Origin of the sequence: Nonomuraea sp. KM88 (assembly GCF_052245635.1) — a bacterium.
Classification (GTDB): domain Bacteria; phylum Actinomycetota; class Actinomycetes; order Streptosporangiales; family Streptosporangiaceae; genus Nonomuraea.
In genome coordinates this window covers 285,768-304,701 of sequence record NZ_JBQQCC010000011.1, presented here as the reverse complement: position 1 = coordinate 304,701, position 18,934 = coordinate 285,768, and the positions used below count along the sequence as shown (strand labels likewise).

The window sequence follows — 18,934 nt, the reverse complement described above, 5'->3', positions numbered from 1 at the left end:
TCTCATCTGAATGTCCGAATGCGAGGGATGGGCGGCCGGAGACGGGCCCCGGCACAACGGAAGCGCGCCCCCTGCCGGTAGGGGGCGCGCTTCCCAGCGGGATCAGGACATCTTGCGAGACGCCTCATCCGCCTTGTCGGACGCCTTCGTGGCCATCCGGTCCGCCGACTCCGCGGTCTTGTTCGCACTCTCGTTGACCCAGCGTGACGCATCGGAAGCGGAGTCCTTCATGTGTTCGGTCCACTGCTGGGCGTTTCGGCGGTAGAACATGTAGCCGATCGACCCCACCGTGAGGCCGGTCAGCAGCATGAGCATCGGCCATCGCCGCGACCGCTCGGGCTTGGGGTCGATCTTCCTGGCCGCCGTGGTCAGCATGTGGCTGACCTTGGGGGCGAGTTGCTCCTCGAACCCGTGTGCCGCGGACTCCAGCCGCGGCGCCGCCCAGTAGCGGGCGTCCTCGATGCGCCGGGCGGTGACCACTTTGGCCTGGTCCGCCATCGGCGCCATACGGTGGCCCGTACGGACGGCCTGGGCCCGCATTCGGCCCACCCATGTGGCGGGAATCTCCACTACCACGCGGCGTCTTTTCATTGTCAGGGACACGTCAACCTCCCCTGTCGTTGGGTGCCCGAGCCTGACCTTCCCTGGACAAGGCGGCTCAATCATTGCCGTCCGTGGGAGGATGGCCCGGAAAGGCCGTCCGGCCATAGTCCTCAGAACATGACGAATCGACCCTGTACATAGAGGGGGGCAGCTGTCTCGTGGCTGAGAAGCTGATCGCTAACCTGCAGACCAATCGCGGCACCATCAAAATAGAGCTCTTCCCCAACAAGGCCCCGAAAACGGTGCGAAACTTCGTCGAGCTCGCCGAGGGCACGCGCGAGTGGACCCACCCGGGCACCGGCGAGAAGGGCGTCGGCCCCTACTACGACGGCACGATCTTCCACCGGGTGATCTCCGGCTTCATGATCCAGGGCGGTGACCCGCTGGGCCAGGGCGTCGGCGGCCCCGGCTACGAGTTCGACGACGAGATCCACCCCGAGCTCCTCTTCGACCGCCCCTACCTGCTGGCCATGGCCAACGCGGGCATCCGCTTCGGCAAGGGCACCAACGGCTCGCAGTTCTTCGTTACGGTCCACGCGCCGTTGCGGCACCTCAACGGCAAGCACACCATCTTCGGCGAGGTCGTCGAGGGCCGGGACGTCGTCGACGCCATCTCGAAGACCCGCACCGGCGCCAACGACCGCCCCGTGGAGGACGTCGTCCTGGAGTCGGTCACCATCGACCGCGTCCCGGCCTGACCCAGCACCACGCTCCGGCGCTCCGAGGCCGCCCGATCCGCGGCGGCCTCGCCGGGGTGCGGGCCCCGCGGCCGGCTGCATGCCCGCACCGGCCTCAGCCCGGCGGCCGCACGGCACGTCCGCACCGGCCTCGGGCGGCGGTCACGCGGCATCCCCGCACAAGCCATAGGCTTCGGTCATGACCAGCCAGCCGCCGAGCCCGCCCCCGCAGCCCGAGCAGCCTGCTGAGGCGGTGCCCACCTGCTTCCGGCACCCCGACAAGGAGACCTGGGTACGCTGCCAGCGGTGCGAGCGTCCCATCTGCCCCGACTGCATGCGTGACGCGGCGGTCGGCTTCCAGTGCCCCGAGTGCGTGGCCGAGGGCAACAAGGGCATCCGCCAGGCCAAGTCCACCTTCGGCGGCGGCATCGTGCGCACGCCGATCGTGACGTACACGATCCTCGTGATCAACGTCCTGGTCTTCGGCGCCCAATATCTCACCGACACGGTCACCAGGCAGCTGGCCATGTGGCCCGCCGGCGTGGCCCTGCTGGACGAGTATCACCGCCTGCTCACGGCGGCGTTCGTGCACAGCGGCGTGTTCCACATCCTGTTCAACTGCTGGGCGCTCTATGTCATCGGCCCCTATCTGGAGCGCGCCTTCGGCCATGCCCGATTCGTCGCCCTCTACCTGATCAGTGCGCTCGGCGGCTCGGTGCTCGGCCTCTGGATCGACCCGATCGCCCAGCCCACGGTCGGCGCGTCCGGAGCCATCTTCGGCCTGTTCGGGGCGGTGTTCGTGGTGGGCCGCAAGCTCAACATGGACGTGCGCGGCATCGCCGTGCTCATCGTGATCAACCTGGTGATCACCTTCGTCTTCCCCAACATCAGCTGGACAGGACACATCGGCGGGCTGATCACGGGCTCGCTGCTGGCGGGGGCGCTGGCCTACGCCCCCAAGAACAACAGGACCCTGTGGCAAGGGCTGGCGATCGGCGGAGCGCTGATCCTGCTGGCCGTGCTCGCGCTGGTCAGGGTGTCGGCCATCCTGGCCATGAGCTGAGCTTCCCCAGGCTGTGGAAAAGGCTGTGGAAAGAACTAACGCCAGCGGGTGGAAAGCACCACACCGAAGATGATGAAAACAAACCCGATCAGCAGATTCCAGTTCTGGAGGTCGCCGATGAAGGGCGTCGTCGGTGCGACGTAATAGACGGCGATCCACAGGATGCCGATGATCCACGCCGTGACCATGGTGGGCGCCAGCCAGCGGGGGCTGACCTTGACCTGCTGGGACCTCTGCGGCGGGGTGTAAACCGCCTTCTTGCGAGCCTTCGACTTGGGCACTGGGTAACTCCTGCTGAGGGCCTGGGCTTCCGGATCGTCCACAGGCCTTTCGGTAAGCGTAGTTCAAGCACAGTAGTGCGAGCGTGCCAAGGATAGTCGCCACGCGCATGACATGGCGATCCCTGGAGCCCGCATCGTCCAGGAATACCCTGATCGCATGCGGGCCATGCTCCGGGCCGTGGGGGAGACGAGCATCACCGCGGGCCTCATCCTCATGTTGTTCTGCGCCTACCTGCTCTGGGGCACCGGCGCCTACACCCAGAGGCAGCAGCTGCTGCTCCAGCGCGAGCTGGCGGCCGACCGGGCGGCGCAGGAGCGCCTGCGCACGGTCAGTCCGGGCCAGGCCCTCGCCGTGCTGCGCATCCCCCGGCTGGGCCACGACTACGAGTACGCCATCGTCGAAGGCGTCGGCGCCACCCACCTGAAACGCGGCCCGGGCCACTACCCAGACAGCGCCATGCCCGGCCAGGTCGGCAACTTCGTGCTGTCGGGACACCGCACCACGTACGCGGCCCCGTTCAACGAGATCGACGAGCTCGAACGCGACGACGAGATCGTCGTGGAGAGCCGCGAGGCCCGCTACACCTACCGCGTCACCTCCCAGGACATCGTGCGGCCCGACGAGGTCGACGTGCTCGCCCCCGTGCCCGGCAAGCCCGGCATCCGCCCCGTGCGCGCCTTCATCACCCTGACCACCTGCCACCCCGAATACTCGGCCGCCGAGCGCCTCATCGTGTACGGCGTGCTCAAGGAGACCGAACCTAGAGAGGAGTGACATGTACGCCTGGCTCTGGCGCAAGTTGCCCGGCACCCCGCGCACCAGGGTGCTGACGGCCCTGGTGCTGGTCGCGGCGGCGGTGGCCGTACTCTGGTTCGTGGTGTTCCCGCTCTTCGAGCCCGTGGTGACGCTGGACGAGGTGACCGTCAGAAGATGACCCGTGTGCTGGTGGTGGACAACCACGACAGCTTCGTCCACACCATCGTGCAGTACCTGCGCGAGCTGGGCGCCGACTGCGACGTGCGGCCGCGCGACGACGTGGCCGTGAGCGACGCCGACGGCTTCGACGGCGTCCTCGTCAGCCCCGGCCCCGGCACACCCGAGGCGGCCGGCGTGAGCGTCCCTCTGGTCCGCCACGCGGTCGCGCGCGAGCTGCCGCTGCTCGGCGTCTGCCTCGGCCACCAGGCCATCGCCATCGCCTGCGGCGCCACCGTGGCCCGCGCGCCCGAGCTCTTCCACGGGCAGACCAGCGCCGTCGTCCACGACGGCCAGGGCGTGTTCGAGACGCTGCCCTCCCCTGTGCGGATGACCCGCTACCACTCGCTCGCCGTGCTGCCCGCCACGGTGCCCGACGTGCTCGACGTGAGCGCCCGCACCGGCGACGGCGTCATCATGGGCCTGCGCCACCGCCTGGCGCCCGTCGAAGGCATCCAGTTCCACCCCGAGTCCGTGCTGTCGGAGCACGGTCACCGCCTGCTGGGCAATTGGCTGCGCCGGATCCTGTAACAAACCTCTCGCGGCGAGCGACAGACAAGTGAGCGTCCCCGCCGTTGCCCCCGAGCGGCGGGGACGTTCTTGTGTGCGCGCGGCGAAAGCGAAAGGGCCGTCCACCCCCGAAGGGGTGGACGGCCCTGTCACGTGCGAGGCTCAGTTGAAGCCGCCGTCGCCGATCGGGTTGTCGTCGGCCGGCGGCTCGTCCTCTGTCGGGAAGTCGTCGGTCGGCGGGTCATCCGTCGGGACATCATCCGTCGGGAAGTCGTCCGTGGGCGGCGCCTCGTCGGTGACCGAGGGACCGGTGGACACCACGATCGTGATCGTCGTGCCCTGCGGCAGCTTGGTGCCCTCGCCCGGGTTCTGCTGGATGACCGTGCCCTCGGGCTGCTCGTTGGGCTGCTCGGAGACCTTGACCTTGAACCCGGCGCCCCTGATCTGCTTGGTCGCGTCCTCCTGGGTGAGCCCGATCACGCTGGGCACCTCGGCGAGGTCCTTCGGCACGTAGAGGGTGACGGTGCCGCCCTTCTCCAGCGACTCGCCGGCCTTCGGCCTGGTGTCGATGACCGTGCCCTGCTCCTTGGTGGAGTTTCGGGTCTTGACCGTGCCGCGCAGCCCCGCCGCCTCCAGGGCCGCCATGGCATCGGCCTGCTGCTGGCCGACGAGGCCGTCGGGCACCTTCACCCGCTCGGTGCCCTTGGACACGAACAGCTGGACGCTGGAGGCCTTGTCGACCTTGGTGCCGGCGGCGGGCTCCGTCCTGATCACGGTGCCCTTCTCGACGTCGGAGCTGAACTCCTGCACCGTCTGGACGGTGAGCCCCAGGCCCTTGAGCTGTTGCTCGGCGAACGTGCCCTTCTGCGTCGTGAGCTCGGGGATCGTGACCTGGGTTTCTGCCGGTGTGTCCTTGGAGCCGAACACCAGGTAGCCGGCCGTGATGAACCCGCCGATGATCAGCAGCGGAATGATGATCCACATCGCGGTCTTGACCGCGTTGCCGCCACCGCCGCTGGGAGCCCTGCGCCGGCCGCCCCGGCCGGCGCCGTCGCCGTCGTCGTACTCGTAGGGCGGGATCGCTCCGCTGCGCTGCGTGGCCGGCCCGCCGGACGTCTGGGGCGAGGCCATCATGCGCGTGCCCTGGCCGTAGTCGCCGGTCATCGCCATCGTCTGGGCGTCGACCGGCATGCCGGACATCGCCCGCTGGATGTCGGCCCGCATCTCGCCCGCGCTCTGATAGCGGTGCGCCGGGTCCTTCGCCATGGCCTTCAGCACGATCGCGTCGGCCCACGGCGGGATCTCGCGGTCGATCTGGGAAGGCGGGATCGGCTCCTCGCGCACGTGCTGGTAGGCGATCGCGACAGGCGAGTCACCGGTGAACGGCGGCTGGCCCGTCAGCAGCTCGTAGAGCACGCAGCCGGTGGAGTAGATGTCGCTGCGGGCGTCGACCCGCTCGCCCCGCGCCTGCTCGGGCGAGAGGTATTGGGCGGTGCCGATCACCTGGGCCGTCTGCGTCATGGTGGCCGCGGAGTCGGCCATGGCCCGCGCGATGCCGAAGTCCATCACCTTGACGTCGCCCGCCCTCGTGATCATCACGTTGGCCGGCTTGATGTCGCGGTGCACGATGCCGCCGCGGTGGCTGTAGTCGAGGGCCCGGAGGATGCCGTCGACCAGCTCGACCGCGCGCTCGGGGAGCAACCGCCGATCCTGGCGCAGCAGGTCGCGCAGCGTCCGGCCGTCGACGTATTCCATCACGATGTACGGCACGGGGGTGCCGTCGGTGACGTCTTCGCCGGTGTCGTAGACGGCGACCACGGCAGGGTGGTTGAGTGAGGCCGCCGACTGCGCCTCACGGCGGAATCGGGCCTGGAAGGTGTGGTCGCGAGCCAGGTCGGACCGGAGCGTCTTGATCGCGACTATGCGGTCCAGCCGGATGTCTCGGGCGCGATACACCTCGGCCATGCCGCCGCGCCCGACGACACCGTCGAGCTCGTAACGACCTCCGAGTAGCCGAGGCTGAGTCATTTCCTGCACTGTCCCTTACCGTTCATCTTGGGTACCGGCCTGCTCGGGGGGCCGCCGGTGTCCATCATCGACCCCATTGCGCGTCACGTCTGCTCCTTGGGTGGGTTTGTCTCACCCGGGTCCGGCGAGGCGGTGGGTGTCGGGGTAGTGGGTGTGGTGGTGGGCGTCGGGGTTGGCGTGGGCGTAGGGGTCCGCGTCGTCCGTGTCGGGGTCGGTTTCGGCGTCGGCTTCTTGCTGGGAGTTGCCGACTTGCTTACGGTAGCCGACCGAGAGGGTATAGGCCGCTGCGACTTCACCGGAAGCGCCGGTGGCCGCTTGGTGCGCTTTTTCTTCGTGGGCTCGGCCTGCTGCGGCGTCGGCGGCGGCGACTCGCGCGGCTCGGCCACGTCAGGCGTCGGCGCGGGCGGCGGCCGGTTGGCGAAGGTGACGGCGCTGAGCCCGACCGCGGCCGCGCAGCCCGCCGTGGCGACCAAGGCCAGCGTCCTGGCGCCCTTACGGCGCCTGCGGGCCGGCGGGGCATGGGGCTCGGTGGCCGGGGCGATGCGGTCGGTCGCCTGCTGATCCTCAGGCGCAGGCTCGCGTACGCGGAAGCCGCCCGGGTCGGTCAGCATGCTGAGGTCGGCGCCGGACTGGGCGCCGGACCGGGTGCCCGCCAGCGACTCGCGCAGCGCATGGGCCCGCTCGGCCAACTCGAGCGCCGTGGCCGGGCGCTGGCCCGGCTCCTTCGCCAGCAGCGCCATGACGAGCGCGCGCACCTGCGAGGGAACGTCCACACCGAGCGGCTGCGGTTGCTCGTTGAGGTGCTGCAGGGCGATCGCCACCTGGGTGTCGCCGCGGAACGGCGTGCGCCCCGCCAGGCACTCGTAGGCCACCACGCCGAGTGAGTAGAGATCGGTGGCGGGCGTGAGCGGGAAACCCTGCGCCTGCTCGGGGCTGACGTACTGGGCGGTGCCCACCACCGTGCCCGTCTGCGTCACCGGCGCCGCCTCCAGCGCCCGCGCGATGCCGAAGTCGGTCACCTTGATGGTGCCCTCGGGCGTGACCAGCAGGTTGCCGGGCTTGATGTCGCGGTGGATGATCCCGGAGGAGTGGGCGGCGTGCAGCGCCCTGGCGGTCTGGTGCACGACGTCGAGCGCCACCTCGGCCCCGAGCGCGCCGTTGCGCGCCAGGATGGCCGACAGCGGCTCGCCCTGCACCAGCTCCATCACCAGATAGGCGAGGTCGCTCTCCTCGCCGTAGTCGAAGATCTGGGCCACCCCGGGGTCGGCCAGCGCCGCGGTGAGCCGCGCCTCGTTGCGGAACCGCTCGCGGAAGGTGGGGTCGGCGTGGATGTGGCTGCGCAGGATCTTCACCGCGACCTCGCGCCCGAGCAGCTCGTCGCGGGCACGCCAGACCTCTCCCATACCGCCGGTGGCGATGCGGGAGATCAGGAGGTAGCGGTTACGGAGCCGCATGGTCCAGCAGGTTACCGTCTCTCACTTGTTCAGCACCGCCTCCATCACGGCCTTGCCGATCGGCGCGGCGGTGCCGCCGCCCGTGGCCTCCGCGCCGACGTTGGCCGCACCGGACTCGACGATGACCGCCAGGGCCACCTTGGGGTCCTCGGCCGGCGCGAAGGAGATGAACCAGGCGTGCGGAGGCTGGTTGTCGGACGTCTCCGCGGTGCCCGTCTTGCCCGCTACTTGGACGCCCGGCACCTGCGCCCGGTTGGCGGTGCCGTTGCTGACGACGCTCACCATCATGTCGCGCAGCTTGGCCGCCGTCTCGGTGCTGACCGCCTCGCTCAGCTCTTCCTGCTCGGCCTCTTCGATCGAGTCGCCCTGGGCGTCGGTGACCTTCTTCACGAGGTACGGCTTCATGACCGTGCCCTCGTTGGCGATGCCCGCGGAGATCATGGCCATCTGCAGCGGCGTCATCTGGTTGCTGCGCTGCCCGATAGAGGCCATCGCGACGGCCGCTTCGTCCTCACGGGGGCCGAAGTCGCTCTGGGCCACGGGCATCGGGATCGCGACCTGCTCGCCCATGCCGAACTTGACCGATTGCTCCTGCACCTTGTCGTAGCCCAGGTCGATGCCCATCTTGCCGAACGGCGTGTTGCACGACCTCTCCAGCGCGAAGACCAGCGTGACCTGGCCGCTGCCGCAGGCGGCGCCGCCGTAGTTGGGCAGGCTGATGTTCGTGTTGGGCAGCGGGAGCCGCTGCGGCGCCTCCACGGTGGTCTGCGGCCCCCGTGAGGTGTCGTCCTCGAGGTAGGCCGCCATGGTCACGACCTTGAACGTCGAGCCGGGCGGGTAGGTGCGGTCGATGGTGCGGTTGAGCAGCGGCTGGTTCTTCTGCTTGGCCAGCTCGTCGTAGCGCGGGAACACCTTGCTCTTGTCGGTCAGCGACAGCTCGGCGGGGTCGTAGGTCGGCAGCGACACCATCGCGAGGATCGCGCCCGTCTTCGGCTCGAGCGCGACGACGGCGCCGCGCTTGCCGCTCTGGCGCAGCGCGTCGTAGGCGGCCTTCTGCACCTTGGGGTCGATCGTGACCTCGACGTTGGCGCCCTTGGTCGGCTCGCCGGTGAACAGATCGATGCTCCGCCTCAGCAACAGGTCGGCGCTGGAGCCGTCGAGCAGCTTGTTCTGGGTGCCCTCGATGGCGCTCGCGCTCTCCGGCGAGAAGAAGCCGGTGACGTGCGCGTAGAGCTCGCCCTCGGGGTATTTCCTGACGAACCTGAACTGCGTGCTGTCGGTCTCGACGGACTGCGCGATCACCTTGCCGCCGGCGGTGATGCGGCCGCGCTCGACGGCGTAACGGTCGTAGAAGTTACGAGTGTTACGGGCGTCGGTGCTCAGGCCTTCTGCCCTCACGGCCTGCAGGTAGTTCACGTTGACCATCAGAAGCGCGAACATGGCCAGGCAGGCCACGGCCGTGCGCTTGATTGTGCTGTTCATCGCTGGAACACCTGCGTCATCCCTTCGTTCTGGATCGCCTGGGGCGGAGGCTTACGCGCCGCATCCGACATGCGTACCAATAGCGCGATAAGGATCCAGTTAGCCAGCAGCGCCGAGCCACCCTGCGACATGAACGGCGTCACCAGGCCGGTCAGGGGAATCAGGTTGGTCACGCCGCCCACGATGATGAACACCTGCCAGGCGAGGATGAACGACAGGCCGCCCGCGAGCAGCTTGGAGAACGGGTCACGGGCCGCCAGCGAGGTGCGCAGGCCTCGCTGCACCACCAGGGCGTAGAGCATGAGCAGGGCCATCAGGCCGGTCAGGCCCAGCTCCTCGCCCGTCGCGGCGAAGATGAAGTCGGAGAAGGCCAGCGGGATCAGCTCGGGATGTCCCTGGCCGAGCCCCGTGCCGAGGATGCCGCCCGAGCCCATGGCGAACAGCCCCTGCATGAGCTGCGCGCTGCCGCCGACGCGGTCGAAGAGCGCGGGGTCGCTCGGGTTGAGGAAGACCTCGAAACGTTGCTGGACGTGGTCGAAGACCAGGCCCGCCAGGATGGCACCGCCCGCGAAGAGCAGGATGCCGATGATCACCCAGGAGACACGCTGCGTGGCGATGTAGAGCAGGGCGATGAACGTGCCGAACAGCAGCAGCGAGGATCCCAGGTCCTTCTGCATCACCAGGACGCCGAGACTGACACCCCAGGTGATGAGGACCGGGCCCAGGTCACGTGCGCGCGGCAGGTCGATGAAGAGCAGCCGCCGCCCGGCGAGGGCGAGCACGTCGCGCTTGGCGACCAGATAGCCGGCGAAGAAGATGACCAGCGCCAGCTTGGCGAACTCGGCAGGCTGCAGCTGGCCCAGGCCGGGGATGCCGATCCAGATCCTGGCGCCGTTGATCTCCTGGCCGAGGAACGGGATCAACGGCGAGACCAGCAGTAGCAGGCCCAGAGCGCCCGCCGTGTAGGTCAGGCGCTGCAGTGCGCGGTGGTCACGCAAGAAGATCAGCGTGACGCTGAACAGCACGATGCCGACGAGTGTCCACATCAGCTGCGAGTTGGGCGAGGCCAGCCTGGCGGAGGGCAGGTTCGAGTCGGATTCGGAGAGCCGAAAGATCATCACCAGGCCGAGCCCGTTGATCAGCGTCACCAGCGGCAGGATCAGCGGGTCGGCCCACGGCGCGAACTTCGCCAGCACCGCGTAGGCGGCCAGCATCAGCCCGCCCAGGCTCAGGCCGTACGTCAGCATCCCCGACGGGATCGCGCCGTCCATCGCCAGGCCCACGTTGGCGTACGCGCCCATGACGATCAGCACCGCGAGAGCGAGCATGACCAGCTGAGCCCCGCGGCGCTTGGCCGGCATCGGGACCGGTTCGGCGGCGACTTCGCTCATCTACTGCTGCTGTTTCGTCTTGGTCGCGCTCGCGGTCGGCGTGGGCGACGTGGTGGCGGACGGGGACGTTTCGCTCTGCTGGTCCTCGGAGAACTTCAACGCGTTGATCCTCGTGATGCCTTCGTCGACGGTGGTGACGGGGAAGGTGCTCTTGATGAGCTCCTGATCCGCCTCCGACAGCTGGGAGAGCTGCCGGCCAGTGGGCCGCGAGACCTCGAAGAGCTGGAAGGGGCCCACCTCGACCTTGATCCCCTGGAACACGACCACCTCGTCGCCCCTCGCACCGACGAAGAACTGGTCCTGGGTCCACTGGTATCCAAAGTAACCGCCGACACCGACGGCGAGCGTTCCGATGCCGAGCACGGTGACCAGCACGGGCCACAGACGACGGCGGCCCGACCGCCGGGTCGCCTGCGCGACCGGCTCGTCGAAGTCACCGTCGTCCGCGATCACCGGCTGGGGTGCGGTCACCGCGCCGGCTCGCCCCGGCGGCTCCGCCTCCTGCGCGGCGCCCCGCAGGCGGTTCATGCCCGCGGCGCCCACGACGGCGGCGTCGGCCGGCACCTGCTGCCCATCGGTGATCTCGAGCACGTCGGCCAGCACACACGTGATGTTGTCGGGCCCGCCGCCTCGGTTCGCCAGGTCGATGAGCTGGCGAACGACCTCTTCAGGGTCGTCGATGTTGGTGAGCGTGGCGTGCATCGTCTCCGCGCTCACCACGCCCGACAGGCCGTCGGAACACAGGAGGTAGCGGTCGCCCACCTGCGCCTCGCGGAGCGTGAGGTCGGGATCGACCTCGCCGCTGCCGTCGAGCGCGCGCAGCAGGATCGACCGCTGCGGATGCGTGGCCGCCTCCTCCGGCGTGATGCGCCCGTCGTCGACGAGCTGCTGGACCAGGGTGTGGTCATGGGTGATCTGGTAGAGCTCCCCGCGCCTGAGCAGGTAGGCGCGCGAGTCGCCGACGTGCACCAAAGCGACCTGGGTGCCGTGCCAGAGCATGGCCGTGAGAGTCGTGCCCATGCCTTTGAGGCTGGGATCCCGCCCCACCATCTCGTGCAGCTTGCGGTTGGCGTCGCGTACGGCTGCCTCGATGGCGTTGAGCAGGTCACCCCCCTGTTGAGCCTCTTCCAGAGAGGCCATGGCGTCGATGGCGACTGAGCTCGCCACCTCGCCGTGTGCGTGCCCGCCCATGCCGTCGGCGACGGCGAGCAGGCGGCCGCTAGCGTACGCCGAGTCCTCGTTCCCTTCACGGAGGAGGCCGACGTCCGAGCGGGCGGCGTAGCGGAGTGCGATGGTCATTTGCGCAATTCAATGACTGTCTTGCCGACGCGGATCGGAACACCGAGCGGCACCGGGGTCGGGCGGGTGACTTTCGAGCGGTCGAGATACGTGCCGTTCGTCGAACCGAGATCTTCCACGATCCACTGACCGTCCTGAGGGAAGAGCCGGGCATGCCGGCTGGATGCGTAGTCGTCGCTGACTACCAGCGTGGCGTCGTTCGCCCGGCCAATGGTGATGGGCGTCTCCGTGAGGTTAATGGTGGTGCCTTGCAGGGGGCCACCGGTAACGACGAGCTGGCGTGGCTCACCCTTCTTGCTCTTGGGCTTGGCCACGGGTTTGGCGGGTTTCACGCCCTTGCGTGGGCCCGCGGGAGCCGTGCGTGAACCGAACAAGTCAGTCCGGATCACGCCGACTGCGGCAATGACGAAAAACCACAGCACCGCCAGGAAGGCGAGCCGGATCAGCAGCAGCGTGAGCTCGGACATGGACCGTCTGTCTACCTCTAATCGCGCCGGAACACCAGAGTCGTGCGCCCCAACGTCACTCGCGTGCCGTTCTGGAGCTCGATCCTGCGTACCGGCTGGCCGTTGACAAAAGTGCCGTTCGTCGACCCGAGATCGACGAGAGCCACGAGCTGGCCCTCGACACGCAGCTCCGCGTGATGACGCGAAACGCCCGGATCGACCAGACGAAGATCGCAGTCGGTGCCCCTGCCTAGCAAGGTCACCGGAGTGGTGAGCTCGTAGGAACGGTCGCCCTGCGGGTCGTCCTGGGTGGAGACGAGCAGCCTGGGCCGCCCCTGGAACGCGTGCGGCCTCGACGGAGGCAGGTCGCTCGCCGGGTGGCGAATCTCGTCCTGCTCCACCGTGGCGCCGCGGATGACGCCTGACCTGATGCGGAACAGCCCGACAGCCAGGTCGCCGGCCGTCTCGAAACGCACCCGGACCGGTCCCACGAAGGAGTAGCCCTGCTCCTTGGCGTACTCCCTGGCGAGGTTGGCCAGTTCGTGGCTGATGCTGTCGGCGTAGACCTCAAGCCGCTCGCTGTCGGTCGTGGACAGCTCAACCACGAAGTCGTTGGGCACGAGTGTGCGGCCTTGGGCGACGATCGCCGCACGCTCATCCATCTCCCGCTGAACCGCGCTGGCGACCTCGACCGGCTGAAGGTCAGATTTGAACGCCCGCGCAAAGGCTCCCTCAACCAAGCCTTCGAGCCTTCGCTCGAAGCGCTGAAGGACTCCCACCGGGTACCTCCCTTCCTCCGTGCATATGATCGCGGCCCCCAGGCGCCCGTGGCGCCCGGTCTCCGCTCGTTCCACTTCACGGCGTCCCTGGCGCTCGTCAGCTGTCGCGCCCAGCTCCTCCGCTCCCGTGTCTTATGCGATCGTATCCGGGTTCAGTACCAGTGGCTGTTCCGTGCTACTGTTCTTTCCGCACCCACAAGGGCGGGTGGCGGAACGGCAGACGCGCACGGTTCAGGTCCGTGTGTCCGAAAGGACGTGAGGGTTCAAATCCCTCCTCGCCCACTCGTTGACAGGGGATCCTTGGTCGCAAGCCTTTCAGGCGTTGCTCCCTCGGGTCCCCTCGTCGTGTCTCCCGGGGGATAACCCCCGGACCCCCAGGCAGGTCGCTGGCGCTCCCGGGGGAGACCCCCGGGCCCCCATCACAACCCCGTTGTGGCTGGTGTTCGACCAGGGCCTTTTGTGGTGGTGTCGGACCTTTCCCCTCGTGGGTGGTGTCCGGCCTTTCCTCTGTGGGTGGTCTTCGGCCGGGGCCCTCGTGGGTGTCTGGTGGTGTTCCTGGGTTCTTTTGTGCAGACCCACATTGGCGAAGCTCGTTGCGGATCGCAAGGGTCGGGGTCTTCCTTTTCGAGAATCTGTCGGTGATGGGGGCTCTCGGGACCGTACGCCTTGGTGGTTGCAAGATGCTTTCTGGTCGCTTGACCGTTGGTGTGTGTTTTAGTTCACAGTCAGGCTGCTTTGGTTCTGGTGTCCAGGAGTTCGCCCACCAGGTCCGTGAGGCTCACCATTCCGATGACCGCGTCCTGCTGGTCCGTGACCAGGGCGAGGTGGGCTCTGGCCTCCTGGAGGGCCGTCACCGCCTCGGGGATCTGGGTGGTGCTGCGGAGCCTCGGCACCTCCCTGGCCAGCTCGCGTGCCGTCTTGCCGGGGTTGAGCAGGGCGTCCCTGGCGTGCAGGGCGCCTTCCAGGGCCGACTCGTTCTCCACCAGGAGGCGCAGGTGGTTCGTGGCCACCGCTGTCTGCTTGATCTCAGAAGCGCTGGCCGTGGGGGCGACCTTGGCCGCTTGGGCGATGGGGGTCATCAGGCGTTCGATGCCTTCGTCGTCCAGGCGCAGGGCGCGGGTCAGGAGGTCGTGCTCCTCCCTGTCCAGCAGGCCCATGCGGCCCGACTCGCCCACCAGCATGGCGAGCTGGCGCGGCGTCCTGGTCGTCGCCAGCTCGTCCCTCGGCTTGACGCCGAAGAGGCGGAGTATGACGTTCGTCAGGCCGTTGAGCGCCGAGAGCAGAGGGCGCATCAGCCACGTGAAGCCGCGGAACGGCAGGGTCAGCAGGAGCGCCGCGCGCTCCGGGTGGGTCAGCGCCCAGGACTTGGGGGCCATCTCGCCGATCACCATGTGGAGGAACGTCACCAGGGCCAGGGAGAGGGTCAGGGCGATCGGGAGGCGCAGGCCCTCGGGGACGCCCGCCATGGCGAAGACGGGCTCCAGATAGTGCTCGATCGCCGGCTCGGTCACCTGACCCAGGCCCAGCGTGCACAGGGTGATGCCGAGCTGGGCGCCGGCCAGCATGAGGGAGAGCTGGCGGCCGCCGCGCACCGCCGACTTCGCGGTGAGCCTGACCAGGCGGTTGCCGCCTGAGGCCATCTCCTCGAGGCGGTGGCGGCGCGAGGAGACGAAGGCGAACTCGGCGGCCACGAACAGCGCGTTGAAGGCCAGCAGCGCCAGGCTCAGAATGATCATGCTCATCGGGCGGCCTCCGCGTGTCGCGCAGGAGCCAGCCGCACCCACTCCGGCACCCTGCGGTTGAGTGACATGACCGTGAGCTCCGCCAGGTGCTCCTCGACGTCCTCGGTGAACGGGTCGGTGTCAGGCTTGATCGGGACGGTGACCGTGTCACCCTGTTCGGGCATCCTGCCCAGCTTGGCCAGCACCAGCCCGGCGAGCGTGTCGTAGTCGTCGCTCTCCGGCAGTGCCACGCCGGTGGCCCGCTCGACCTCGTCGAGCCTGAGACTGCCCGGCACCTCCCAGACGCCGCCCGGGTGTTCGAGGGCGCCGACCGGCTCCGGGTCGTTCTCGTCGACGAGCTCGCCGACCAGCTCTTCCGCAAGGTCCTCGACGGTGATCACGCCTGCCAGGCCGCCGTACTCGTCGATGACGCAGGCGACGTCGTCCTTGGCCACCCGCATTCTCTCCAGTACGGCGGGCAGCGGCACCGAGGCCGGCACCAGCAGCGCGGGGCGGGTGATCGTGGAGATCGGGCCCTCCTCCAGGCCGGAGGTGAGCAGCTCGCGCACGCCCGTCACGCCGACGACGTCGCCGTCCTCGGCGAGGACCGGGTAGCGGGAGTGACCGCACGCGCGCATGGCGTCGAGCAAATCGGAGATGGGCTGTCCGTCGCGCAGCGCGACCACGCGGGGCCGCGGGACCATGATCTCCTCCGCGCTGCGGTCGCCGAACTCCAGCGCCCGTTCGAGCAGCTCCGACAGCTTGGGAGGCAACTCGCCCGCCTGGGTCGACTCCGCGATGATGCGCGAGAGCTCCTCGGGCGTCACGCCGTGCTCGACCTCCTCCACGGGCTCGATGCCGACCCGCCTGAGCAGCCCGGTGGCGGCCGAGTCGAAGAACCGGATCACCGGCCCCACCACCGTGAGGTAGGCCAGCGTCGAGCGGGCCAGGAACTTGGCCACCGCCTCCGGCCTGGCGATGCCGAGGTTCTTCGGGGCCAGCTCGCCGAGCACCATCTGCACCACGGTCGCCACGAACACGCCCATGGCCACGGAGACGCCGGTCATCATGCCGTCGGGAAGCCCCCAGTCGGACAGCCACGGGCGTACGATCACGGCGATCGCCGGCTCGGCCAGGAACCCGACCAGCAGCGCGGTGACCGTGATGCCGAGCTGCGCGCCTGAGAGCATGAAGGAGAGGCGGGACGTCACCTGGAGGGCCCTCTCGGCGGCGGTGTCACCGGCGGAGGCCTGCTCGCGCAGGATGCCGCGGTCGGCGGCGACGAAGGCGAACTCCTGGGCGACGAAATAGCCGGTCGCCGCCGTGAGGAGGATGAGGGACAGCAGCCCGAGATAAGCGCTCACCGCAGTGAGCCTTCAGGGGAACCCGTGCCTGAGCACGGGCAAAGACTCCACGAGTCCGGAGCGGACACGATCATCCCTTCGATAGACGTCGTCCCTAACCGTAACGATGCCGATGGCCTCTATGTTTCCCGAGCCCGCGCAAGGACCCGTCGCCGGTTTGGCGGCGGCCCGGCTCCACCGTTACGGTCGGCTGGTTCTGTGTACTTTTCCGTGGGAAATCCTTGACCGAACGCCTTCACTGCCGGGGGGTTGGACGTAGCGTCTATGTACGAAGCAAAGGGGAGAAGGCGAAGTGTCTGAGGACGACCGTACGCGGGCCATGCGCTCGCCGGGCGACGGCCGCCCGCTGCCACCGCGGCCCAACGACGTCCCGCGCTCAGGGGGCGCTCCCGCGCACCGGTTCCCGGCGGGCGGGCCGGGCGCGCCCACCCACAAGCTTCCTGCCGCCTCCCAGATCCCCGAGCCGCCGCCGGGCCCGCCCGGTTCCGAGCCGCGCCGGTCGGGCGGGCGCGTGTACGGCAGGCAGCGCTCCGGCGGCGGGGGCGGTCCCGTCAGGCCGTTGAGGTCGAGGGGCGGGCAGGAGCCGAGGGAACCTCGCAAGAGGCCCTCGGGCAGGACGATCGTGAAGATCGTCGCGGGGCTCCTGGTCGCGCTGCTGGTCGCGGCCGTCGGCATGTTCTTCTGGATCGACTCGAGGCTGGGCGGCATCGACGACGTGCTCGCCGACTACGAGGAGCGCCCCCCTGACGGCCCCGGCACCAACTGGCTGCTCGTCGGCTCCGACAGCCGCAAAGGGCTGTCGAAGGCCCAGCGCAAGAAGCTGGCCACGGGGCGCGCCGTCGGGCAGCGTACGGACTCGATGATGTTGTTGCACATCCCCGACACCGACGACCCGCCCACGCTGGTCAGCCTGCCGCGCGACCTGGCCGTCACCATCTACGGCAAGCAGCGCGACAAGCTCAACGCCGCCTACAACGGCGGGCCGCAGCTGCTGGTCCGCACCATCGAGACGGTCACGGACCTGCGCGTCGACAACTACATGGAGATCGGGTTCGCCGGGTTCGTCGACATCGTGGACGCGGTGGGCGGGGTCGAGATGAACGTGACGGCCGCCGTGAACGACCCCAAGGCGGGGCTCAAGCTGAAGAAGGGCAAGCAGGTGCTCGACGGCGCCCAGGCCCTGGGCTACGTACGCACGCGCAAGGGCGGCGCGCTGCCCGACTACGAGCGCACCAAGCGGCAGCGCCAGTTCCTCGCGGCGGTGGTGAAGAAGGCGGCCAGCCCGGGGGTGCTCATCAACCCGTTCACGTCGATCCCGCTGGCGATGAGCGCCACGGACGCGGTGACGGTCGATTCGAGCACCGGCGCCTTCGACCTGCTCTCGCTGGGGCTCGCCATGGGCGACAGCCCGGTGACGACGGTGGTGCCGTTCGGCGGCAACGAGGACCTCCCCAACGGCGGCGTGGCCGTCAAGTCCGACCGGCAGAAGGCGCTGGCGCTGTTCAACGCGCTGAAGGAGGACAAGCCGGTGCCGAAGAGCGTGCTCGACGCCCGCTGACGCCGTCAGCCGCCGCTGGCGCTGCCGGCAGCGCCAGCGGCGGTCGCGGCGCTGATGGCGGCCATCGTGGCCGCGTTGATGGCGGCGATGGTCTTGGCGACGGCGTCGGCCGTCCACGCGCCCTCGGAGATCTCCTTGATCCGCTGCTTGTCCGCGTCGGGGAAGACCTTGCGGTCCAGCCTGGCCGCGTGCGCGATCGCGATCAGCACCGCCGTGCGGGGGTCGGGGGTGGCGCCCGCGAGCACGGCCGACACCCGCTCGCGCACGTCGGCCTCGACACCGGGGTGCGCCTCCGGCCAGCGGGTGACGGGGAAGATGCCGAGGGCCCTGCCGCGCTCCTCCGCCAGCACGCCCGATTCCGCCAGCTTGGTCAGCAGGCGCGTGCGCAGCTTGCCCGTCTTCAGCCGCTGCACCCACCAGGCGGGTTTCCTGGCCTTACCTTCGGTGGCGATGCGGGTCAGCGTGGCGTCCAGCTCCGCGTCGCCGAGCGGGCTCGGGTCAGTGACCGCCACCTTCTTGTCGGACAACTCGAGCCGCCCGGCCACGGCGAGCTCGGCGAGGAGCGCGCCGGCGAGCGCGGAGTCGAGCCGCGTGGAGTCGATGAGCGGGGTGCCCTTGTCGTCCCGGTAGGACAGCAGGAGGAACTCTTCGGCGATCGTCACAGTCATCTTCCGACACTAACCTCCCAGCCATGAGCATTTCGGAGAAGTTGCACGCCATCGGCCGTCCCTTGCTGCAGGCGCAGCTCGACCATCCCACGGTGATCGGGATCGGCCGCGGCGACCTGGCGGAACCGGTGTTCAGGTCGTGGCTGGAGCAGGACTACCTGTTCCTGCTGGACTATGTGCGGGTGTTCGCGCGGCTGGCCTGGCAGGCGCCCGACCCGCATCTGGGCGACCTGGTGGACCTGGCGCACGCGACGTACCACGACGAGCTGAACCTGCACAGGTCGCTGTCGGCGGAGTTCGGGGCCGACCTGGAGGGCGCGGTGAAGGGGCCGGCGTGTGGGGCGTACACGGGGTTCCTGCTGGAGTCGGCGGCGTCGTACGGGGAGGGGTTGGCGGCGCTTTACCCGTGTATGTGGGGATATTCGACCCTCGGGCAGATATTGGCGGAGAATCCGCCTACTGAGCCGAGATATCGGGCCTGGGTGGACACGTACGCCGATCCCGGGTTCGCCGCGCTCGCCGTACGCATCGCCCAGATGATCGACGAGGCCGACCCGGACCCGGCGCGGGCGGAGGCGAAGTTCAGGGAGGGCATGGCGCACGAGCTGGCCTTCTGGAGCGTGCCGTAGCATCCACA

General features: G+C 69.1%; 19 protein-coding genes and 1 tRNA gene. 8 read left to right on the top strand and 12 right to left on the bottom strand.

What is annotated here, in order from left to right; all coding sequences use genetic code 11:
• Positions 1-102: 102 nt before the first annotated feature.
• A complete protein-coding gene (locus ACTWPV_RS30560) occupies positions 103-540 on the bottom strand; it encodes a hypothetical protein (protein ID WP_347645919.1) in 438 nt (145 codons plus the stop codon).
• Positions 541-761: 221 nt separating this feature from the next.
• Between ACTWPV_RS30560 and ACTWPV_RS30555 the strand changes: the two genes are divergently transcribed.
• A complete protein-coding gene (locus tag ACTWPV_RS30555) occupies positions 762-1,301 on the top strand; it encodes a peptidylprolyl isomerase (protein WP_347645920.1) in 540 nt (179 codons plus the stop codon).
• A gap of 178 nt (positions 1,302-1,479) precedes the next feature.
• Complete coding sequence (locus ACTWPV_RS30550) at positions 1,480-2,343, top strand: rhomboid family intramembrane serine protease (protein WP_443154422.1); 864 nt, start codon at positions 1,480-1,482, stop codon at positions 2,341-2,343.
• 35 nt (positions 2,344-2,378) lie between these two features.
• Here the strand turns inward: ACTWPV_RS30550 and ACTWPV_RS30545 are convergent, their stop codons facing one another.
• Entirely contained in the window at positions 2,379-2,624 is a 246-nt protein-coding gene (locus ACTWPV_RS30545; RefSeq protein WP_132590961.1) for a cell division protein CrgA, read from the bottom strand.
• Positions 2,625-2,781: 157 nt separating this feature from the next.
• Here ACTWPV_RS30545 and ACTWPV_RS30540 point away from each other — a divergent pair, with 157 nt between their 5' ends.
• From ACTWPV_RS30540 to ACTWPV_RS30530, 3 genes are read left to right on the top strand one after another with little or no spacing between them, the layout of a single operon-like run.
• Complete coding sequence (locus tag ACTWPV_RS30540) at positions 2,782-3,399, top strand: class E sortase (protein ID WP_347645922.1); 618 nt, start codon at positions 2,782-2,784, stop codon at positions 3,397-3,399.
• Between the two features lies 1 nt (position 3,400).
• On the top strand, positions 3,401-3,559 hold the full coding sequence (locus ACTWPV_RS30535) for a hypothetical protein (RefSeq protein WP_347645923.1): 159 nt from the start codon (positions 3,401-3,403) through the stop codon (positions 3,557-3,559).
• Positions 3,556-4,128, top strand: coding sequence for an anthranilate synthase component II (locus ACTWPV_RS30530; RefSeq protein ID WP_443154421.1), 573 nt, complete (start codon positions 3,556-3,558; stop codon positions 4,126-4,128). The genes ACTWPV_RS30535 and ACTWPV_RS30530 overlap by 4 nt, the downstream gene beginning before the upstream one ends.
• Positions 4,129-4,269: 141 nt before the next feature.
• Here the strand turns inward: ACTWPV_RS30530 and pknB are convergent, their stop codons facing one another.
• From pknB to ACTWPV_RS30495, 7 genes are all read right to left on the bottom strand, one after another.
• Entirely contained in the window at positions 4,270-6,135 is a 1,866-nt protein-coding gene (gene pknB / locus ACTWPV_RS30525; RefSeq protein ID WP_443154420.1) for a Stk1 family PASTA domain-containing Ser/Thr kinase, read from the bottom strand.
• Positions 6,136-6,218: 83 nt separating this feature from the next.
• Positions 6,219-7,589, bottom strand: coding sequence for a protein kinase domain-containing protein (locus ACTWPV_RS30520; RefSeq protein ID WP_443154419.1), 1,371 nt, complete (start codon positions 7,587-7,589; stop codon positions 6,219-6,221).
• 21 nt (positions 7,590-7,610) lie between these two features.
• The gene (locus ACTWPV_RS30515) at positions 7,611-9,071 is read right to left on the bottom strand and encodes a peptidoglycan D,D-transpeptidase FtsI family protein (protein WP_443154418.1); all 1,461 of its coding nucleotides are present in this window, start codon (positions 9,069-9,071) and stop codon (positions 7,611-7,613) included.
• Positions 9,068-10,462 (bottom strand): FtsW/RodA/SpoVE family cell cycle protein, encoded by a 1,395-nt coding sequence (locus ACTWPV_RS30510; protein ID WP_443154417.1) that lies wholly within the window; start codon positions 10,460-10,462, stop codon positions 9,068-9,070. Before ACTWPV_RS30510 ends, ACTWPV_RS30515 begins: the two co-directional genes overlap by 4 nt.
• Entirely contained in the window at positions 10,463-11,761 is a 1,299-nt protein-coding gene (locus ACTWPV_RS30505) for a Stp1/IreP family PP2C-type Ser/Thr phosphatase (RefSeq protein ID WP_347645929.1), read from the bottom strand. It abuts the gene before it with no gap.
• Entirely contained in the window at positions 11,758-12,228 is a 471-nt protein-coding gene (locus ACTWPV_RS30500; RefSeq protein ID WP_132590700.1) for an FHA domain-containing protein FhaB/FipA, read from the bottom strand. The genes ACTWPV_RS30505 and ACTWPV_RS30500 overlap by 4 nt, the downstream gene beginning before the upstream one ends.
• Before the next feature lie 17 nt (positions 12,229-12,245).
• Positions 12,246-12,986, bottom strand: coding sequence for an FhaA domain-containing protein (locus tag ACTWPV_RS30495; protein ID WP_132630681.1), 741 nt, complete (start codon positions 12,984-12,986; stop codon positions 12,246-12,248).
• Positions 12,987-13,185: 199 nt separating this feature from the next.
• On the opposite strand from ACTWPV_RS30495, the gene ACTWPV_RS30490 reads away from it, so the two are divergent.
• A tRNA-Leu gene (locus ACTWPV_RS30490) sits at positions 13,186-13,268 on the top strand.
• Positions 13,269-13,711: 443 nt separating this feature from the next.
• Here ACTWPV_RS30490 and ACTWPV_RS30485 read toward each other — a convergent pair.
• Positions 13,712-14,728, bottom strand: coding sequence for a hemolysin family protein (locus tag ACTWPV_RS30485; RefSeq protein WP_347645930.1), 1,017 nt, complete (start codon positions 14,726-14,728; stop codon positions 13,712-13,714).
• Positions 14,725-16,071, bottom strand: a complete 1,347-nt coding sequence (locus ACTWPV_RS30480; protein WP_443154416.1) for a hemolysin family protein — start codon at positions 16,069-16,071, stop codon at positions 14,725-14,727. The genes ACTWPV_RS30485 and ACTWPV_RS30480 overlap by 4 nt, the downstream gene beginning before the upstream one ends.
• A gap of 292 nt (positions 16,072-16,363) precedes the next feature.
• Between ACTWPV_RS30480 and ACTWPV_RS30475 the strand changes: the two genes are divergently transcribed.
• Positions 16,364-17,629 (top strand): LCP family protein, encoded by a 1,266-nt coding sequence (locus ACTWPV_RS30475; protein WP_443154415.1) that lies wholly within the window; start codon positions 16,364-16,366, stop codon positions 17,627-17,629.
• Between the two features lie 5 nt (positions 17,630-17,634).
• On the opposite strand, the gene ACTWPV_RS30470 is transcribed toward ACTWPV_RS30475, so the two are convergent.
• A complete protein-coding gene (locus ACTWPV_RS30470) occupies positions 17,635-18,297 on the bottom strand; it encodes a GOLPH3/VPS74 family protein (RefSeq protein ID WP_347645933.1) in 663 nt (220 codons plus the stop codon).
• A 23-nt stretch (positions 18,298-18,320) separates the two neighbouring features.
• Here ACTWPV_RS30470 and ACTWPV_RS30465 point away from each other — a divergent pair, with 23 nt between their 5' ends.
• On the top strand, positions 18,321-18,926 hold the full coding sequence (locus tag ACTWPV_RS30465; protein ID WP_443154414.1) for a TenA family protein: 606 nt from the start codon (positions 18,321-18,323) through the stop codon (positions 18,924-18,926).
• Positions 18,927-18,934: the final 8 nt, after the last annotated feature.

What these genes read in the sequence shown, in the direction of transcription:
- ACTWPV_RS30560 (WP_347645919.1), bottom strand. Translation starts at nt 540, where the DNA reads ATGCGGGCCCAGGCCGTCCGTACGGGCCACCGTATGGCGCCGATGGCG.
- ACTWPV_RS30550 (WP_443154422.1), top strand. Translation starts at nt 1,480, where the DNA reads ATGACCAGCCAGCCGCCGAGCCCGCCCCCGCAGCCCGAGCAGCCTGCT.
- ACTWPV_RS30540 (WP_347645922.1), top strand. Translation starts at nt 2,782, where the DNA reads ATGCGGGCCATGCTCCGGGCCGTGGGGGAGACGAGCATCACCGCGGGC.
- ACTWPV_RS30535 (WP_347645923.1), top strand. Translation starts at nt 3,401, where the DNA reads ATGTACGCCTGGCTCTGGCGCAAGTTGCCCGGCACCCCGCGCACCAGG.
- ACTWPV_RS30530 (WP_443154421.1), top strand. Translation starts at nt 3,556, where the DNA reads ATGACCCGTGTGCTGGTGGTGGACAACCACGACAGCTTCGTCCACACC.
- pknB (WP_443154420.1), bottom strand. Translation starts at nt 6,135, where the DNA reads ATGACTCAGCCTCGGCTACTCGGAGGTCGTTACGAGCTCGACGGTGTC.
- ACTWPV_RS30520 (WP_443154419.1), bottom strand. Translation starts at nt 7,589, where the DNA reads ATGCGGCTCCGTAACCGCTACCTCCTGATCTCCCGCATCGCCACCGGC.
- ACTWPV_RS30515 (WP_443154418.1), bottom strand. Translation starts at nt 9,071, where the DNA reads ATGAACAGCACAATCAAGCGCACGGCCGTGGCCTGCCTGGCCATGTTC.
- ACTWPV_RS30510 (WP_443154417.1), bottom strand. Translation starts at nt 10,462, where the DNA reads ATGAGCGAAGTCGCCGCCGAACCGGTCCCGATGCCGGCCAAGCGCCGC.
- ACTWPV_RS30505 (WP_347645929.1), bottom strand. Translation starts at nt 11,761, where the DNA reads ATGACCATCGCACTCCGCTACGCCGCCCGCTCGGACGTCGGCCTCCTC.
- ACTWPV_RS30500 (WP_132590700.1), bottom strand. Translation starts at nt 12,228, where the DNA reads ATGTCCGAGCTCACGCTGCTGCTGATCCGGCTCGCCTTCCTGGCGGTG.
- ACTWPV_RS30485 (WP_347645930.1), bottom strand. Translation starts at nt 14,728, where the DNA reads ATGAGCATGATCATTCTGAGCCTGGCGCTGCTGGCCTTCAACGCGCTG.
- ACTWPV_RS30470 (WP_347645933.1), bottom strand. Translation starts at nt 18,297, where the DNA reads ATGACTGTGACGATCGCCGAAGAGTTCCTCCTGCTGTCCTACCGGGAC.
- ACTWPV_RS30465 (WP_443154414.1), top strand. Translation starts at nt 18,321, where the DNA reads ATGAGCATTTCGGAGAAGTTGCACGCCATCGGCCGTCCCTTGCTGCAG.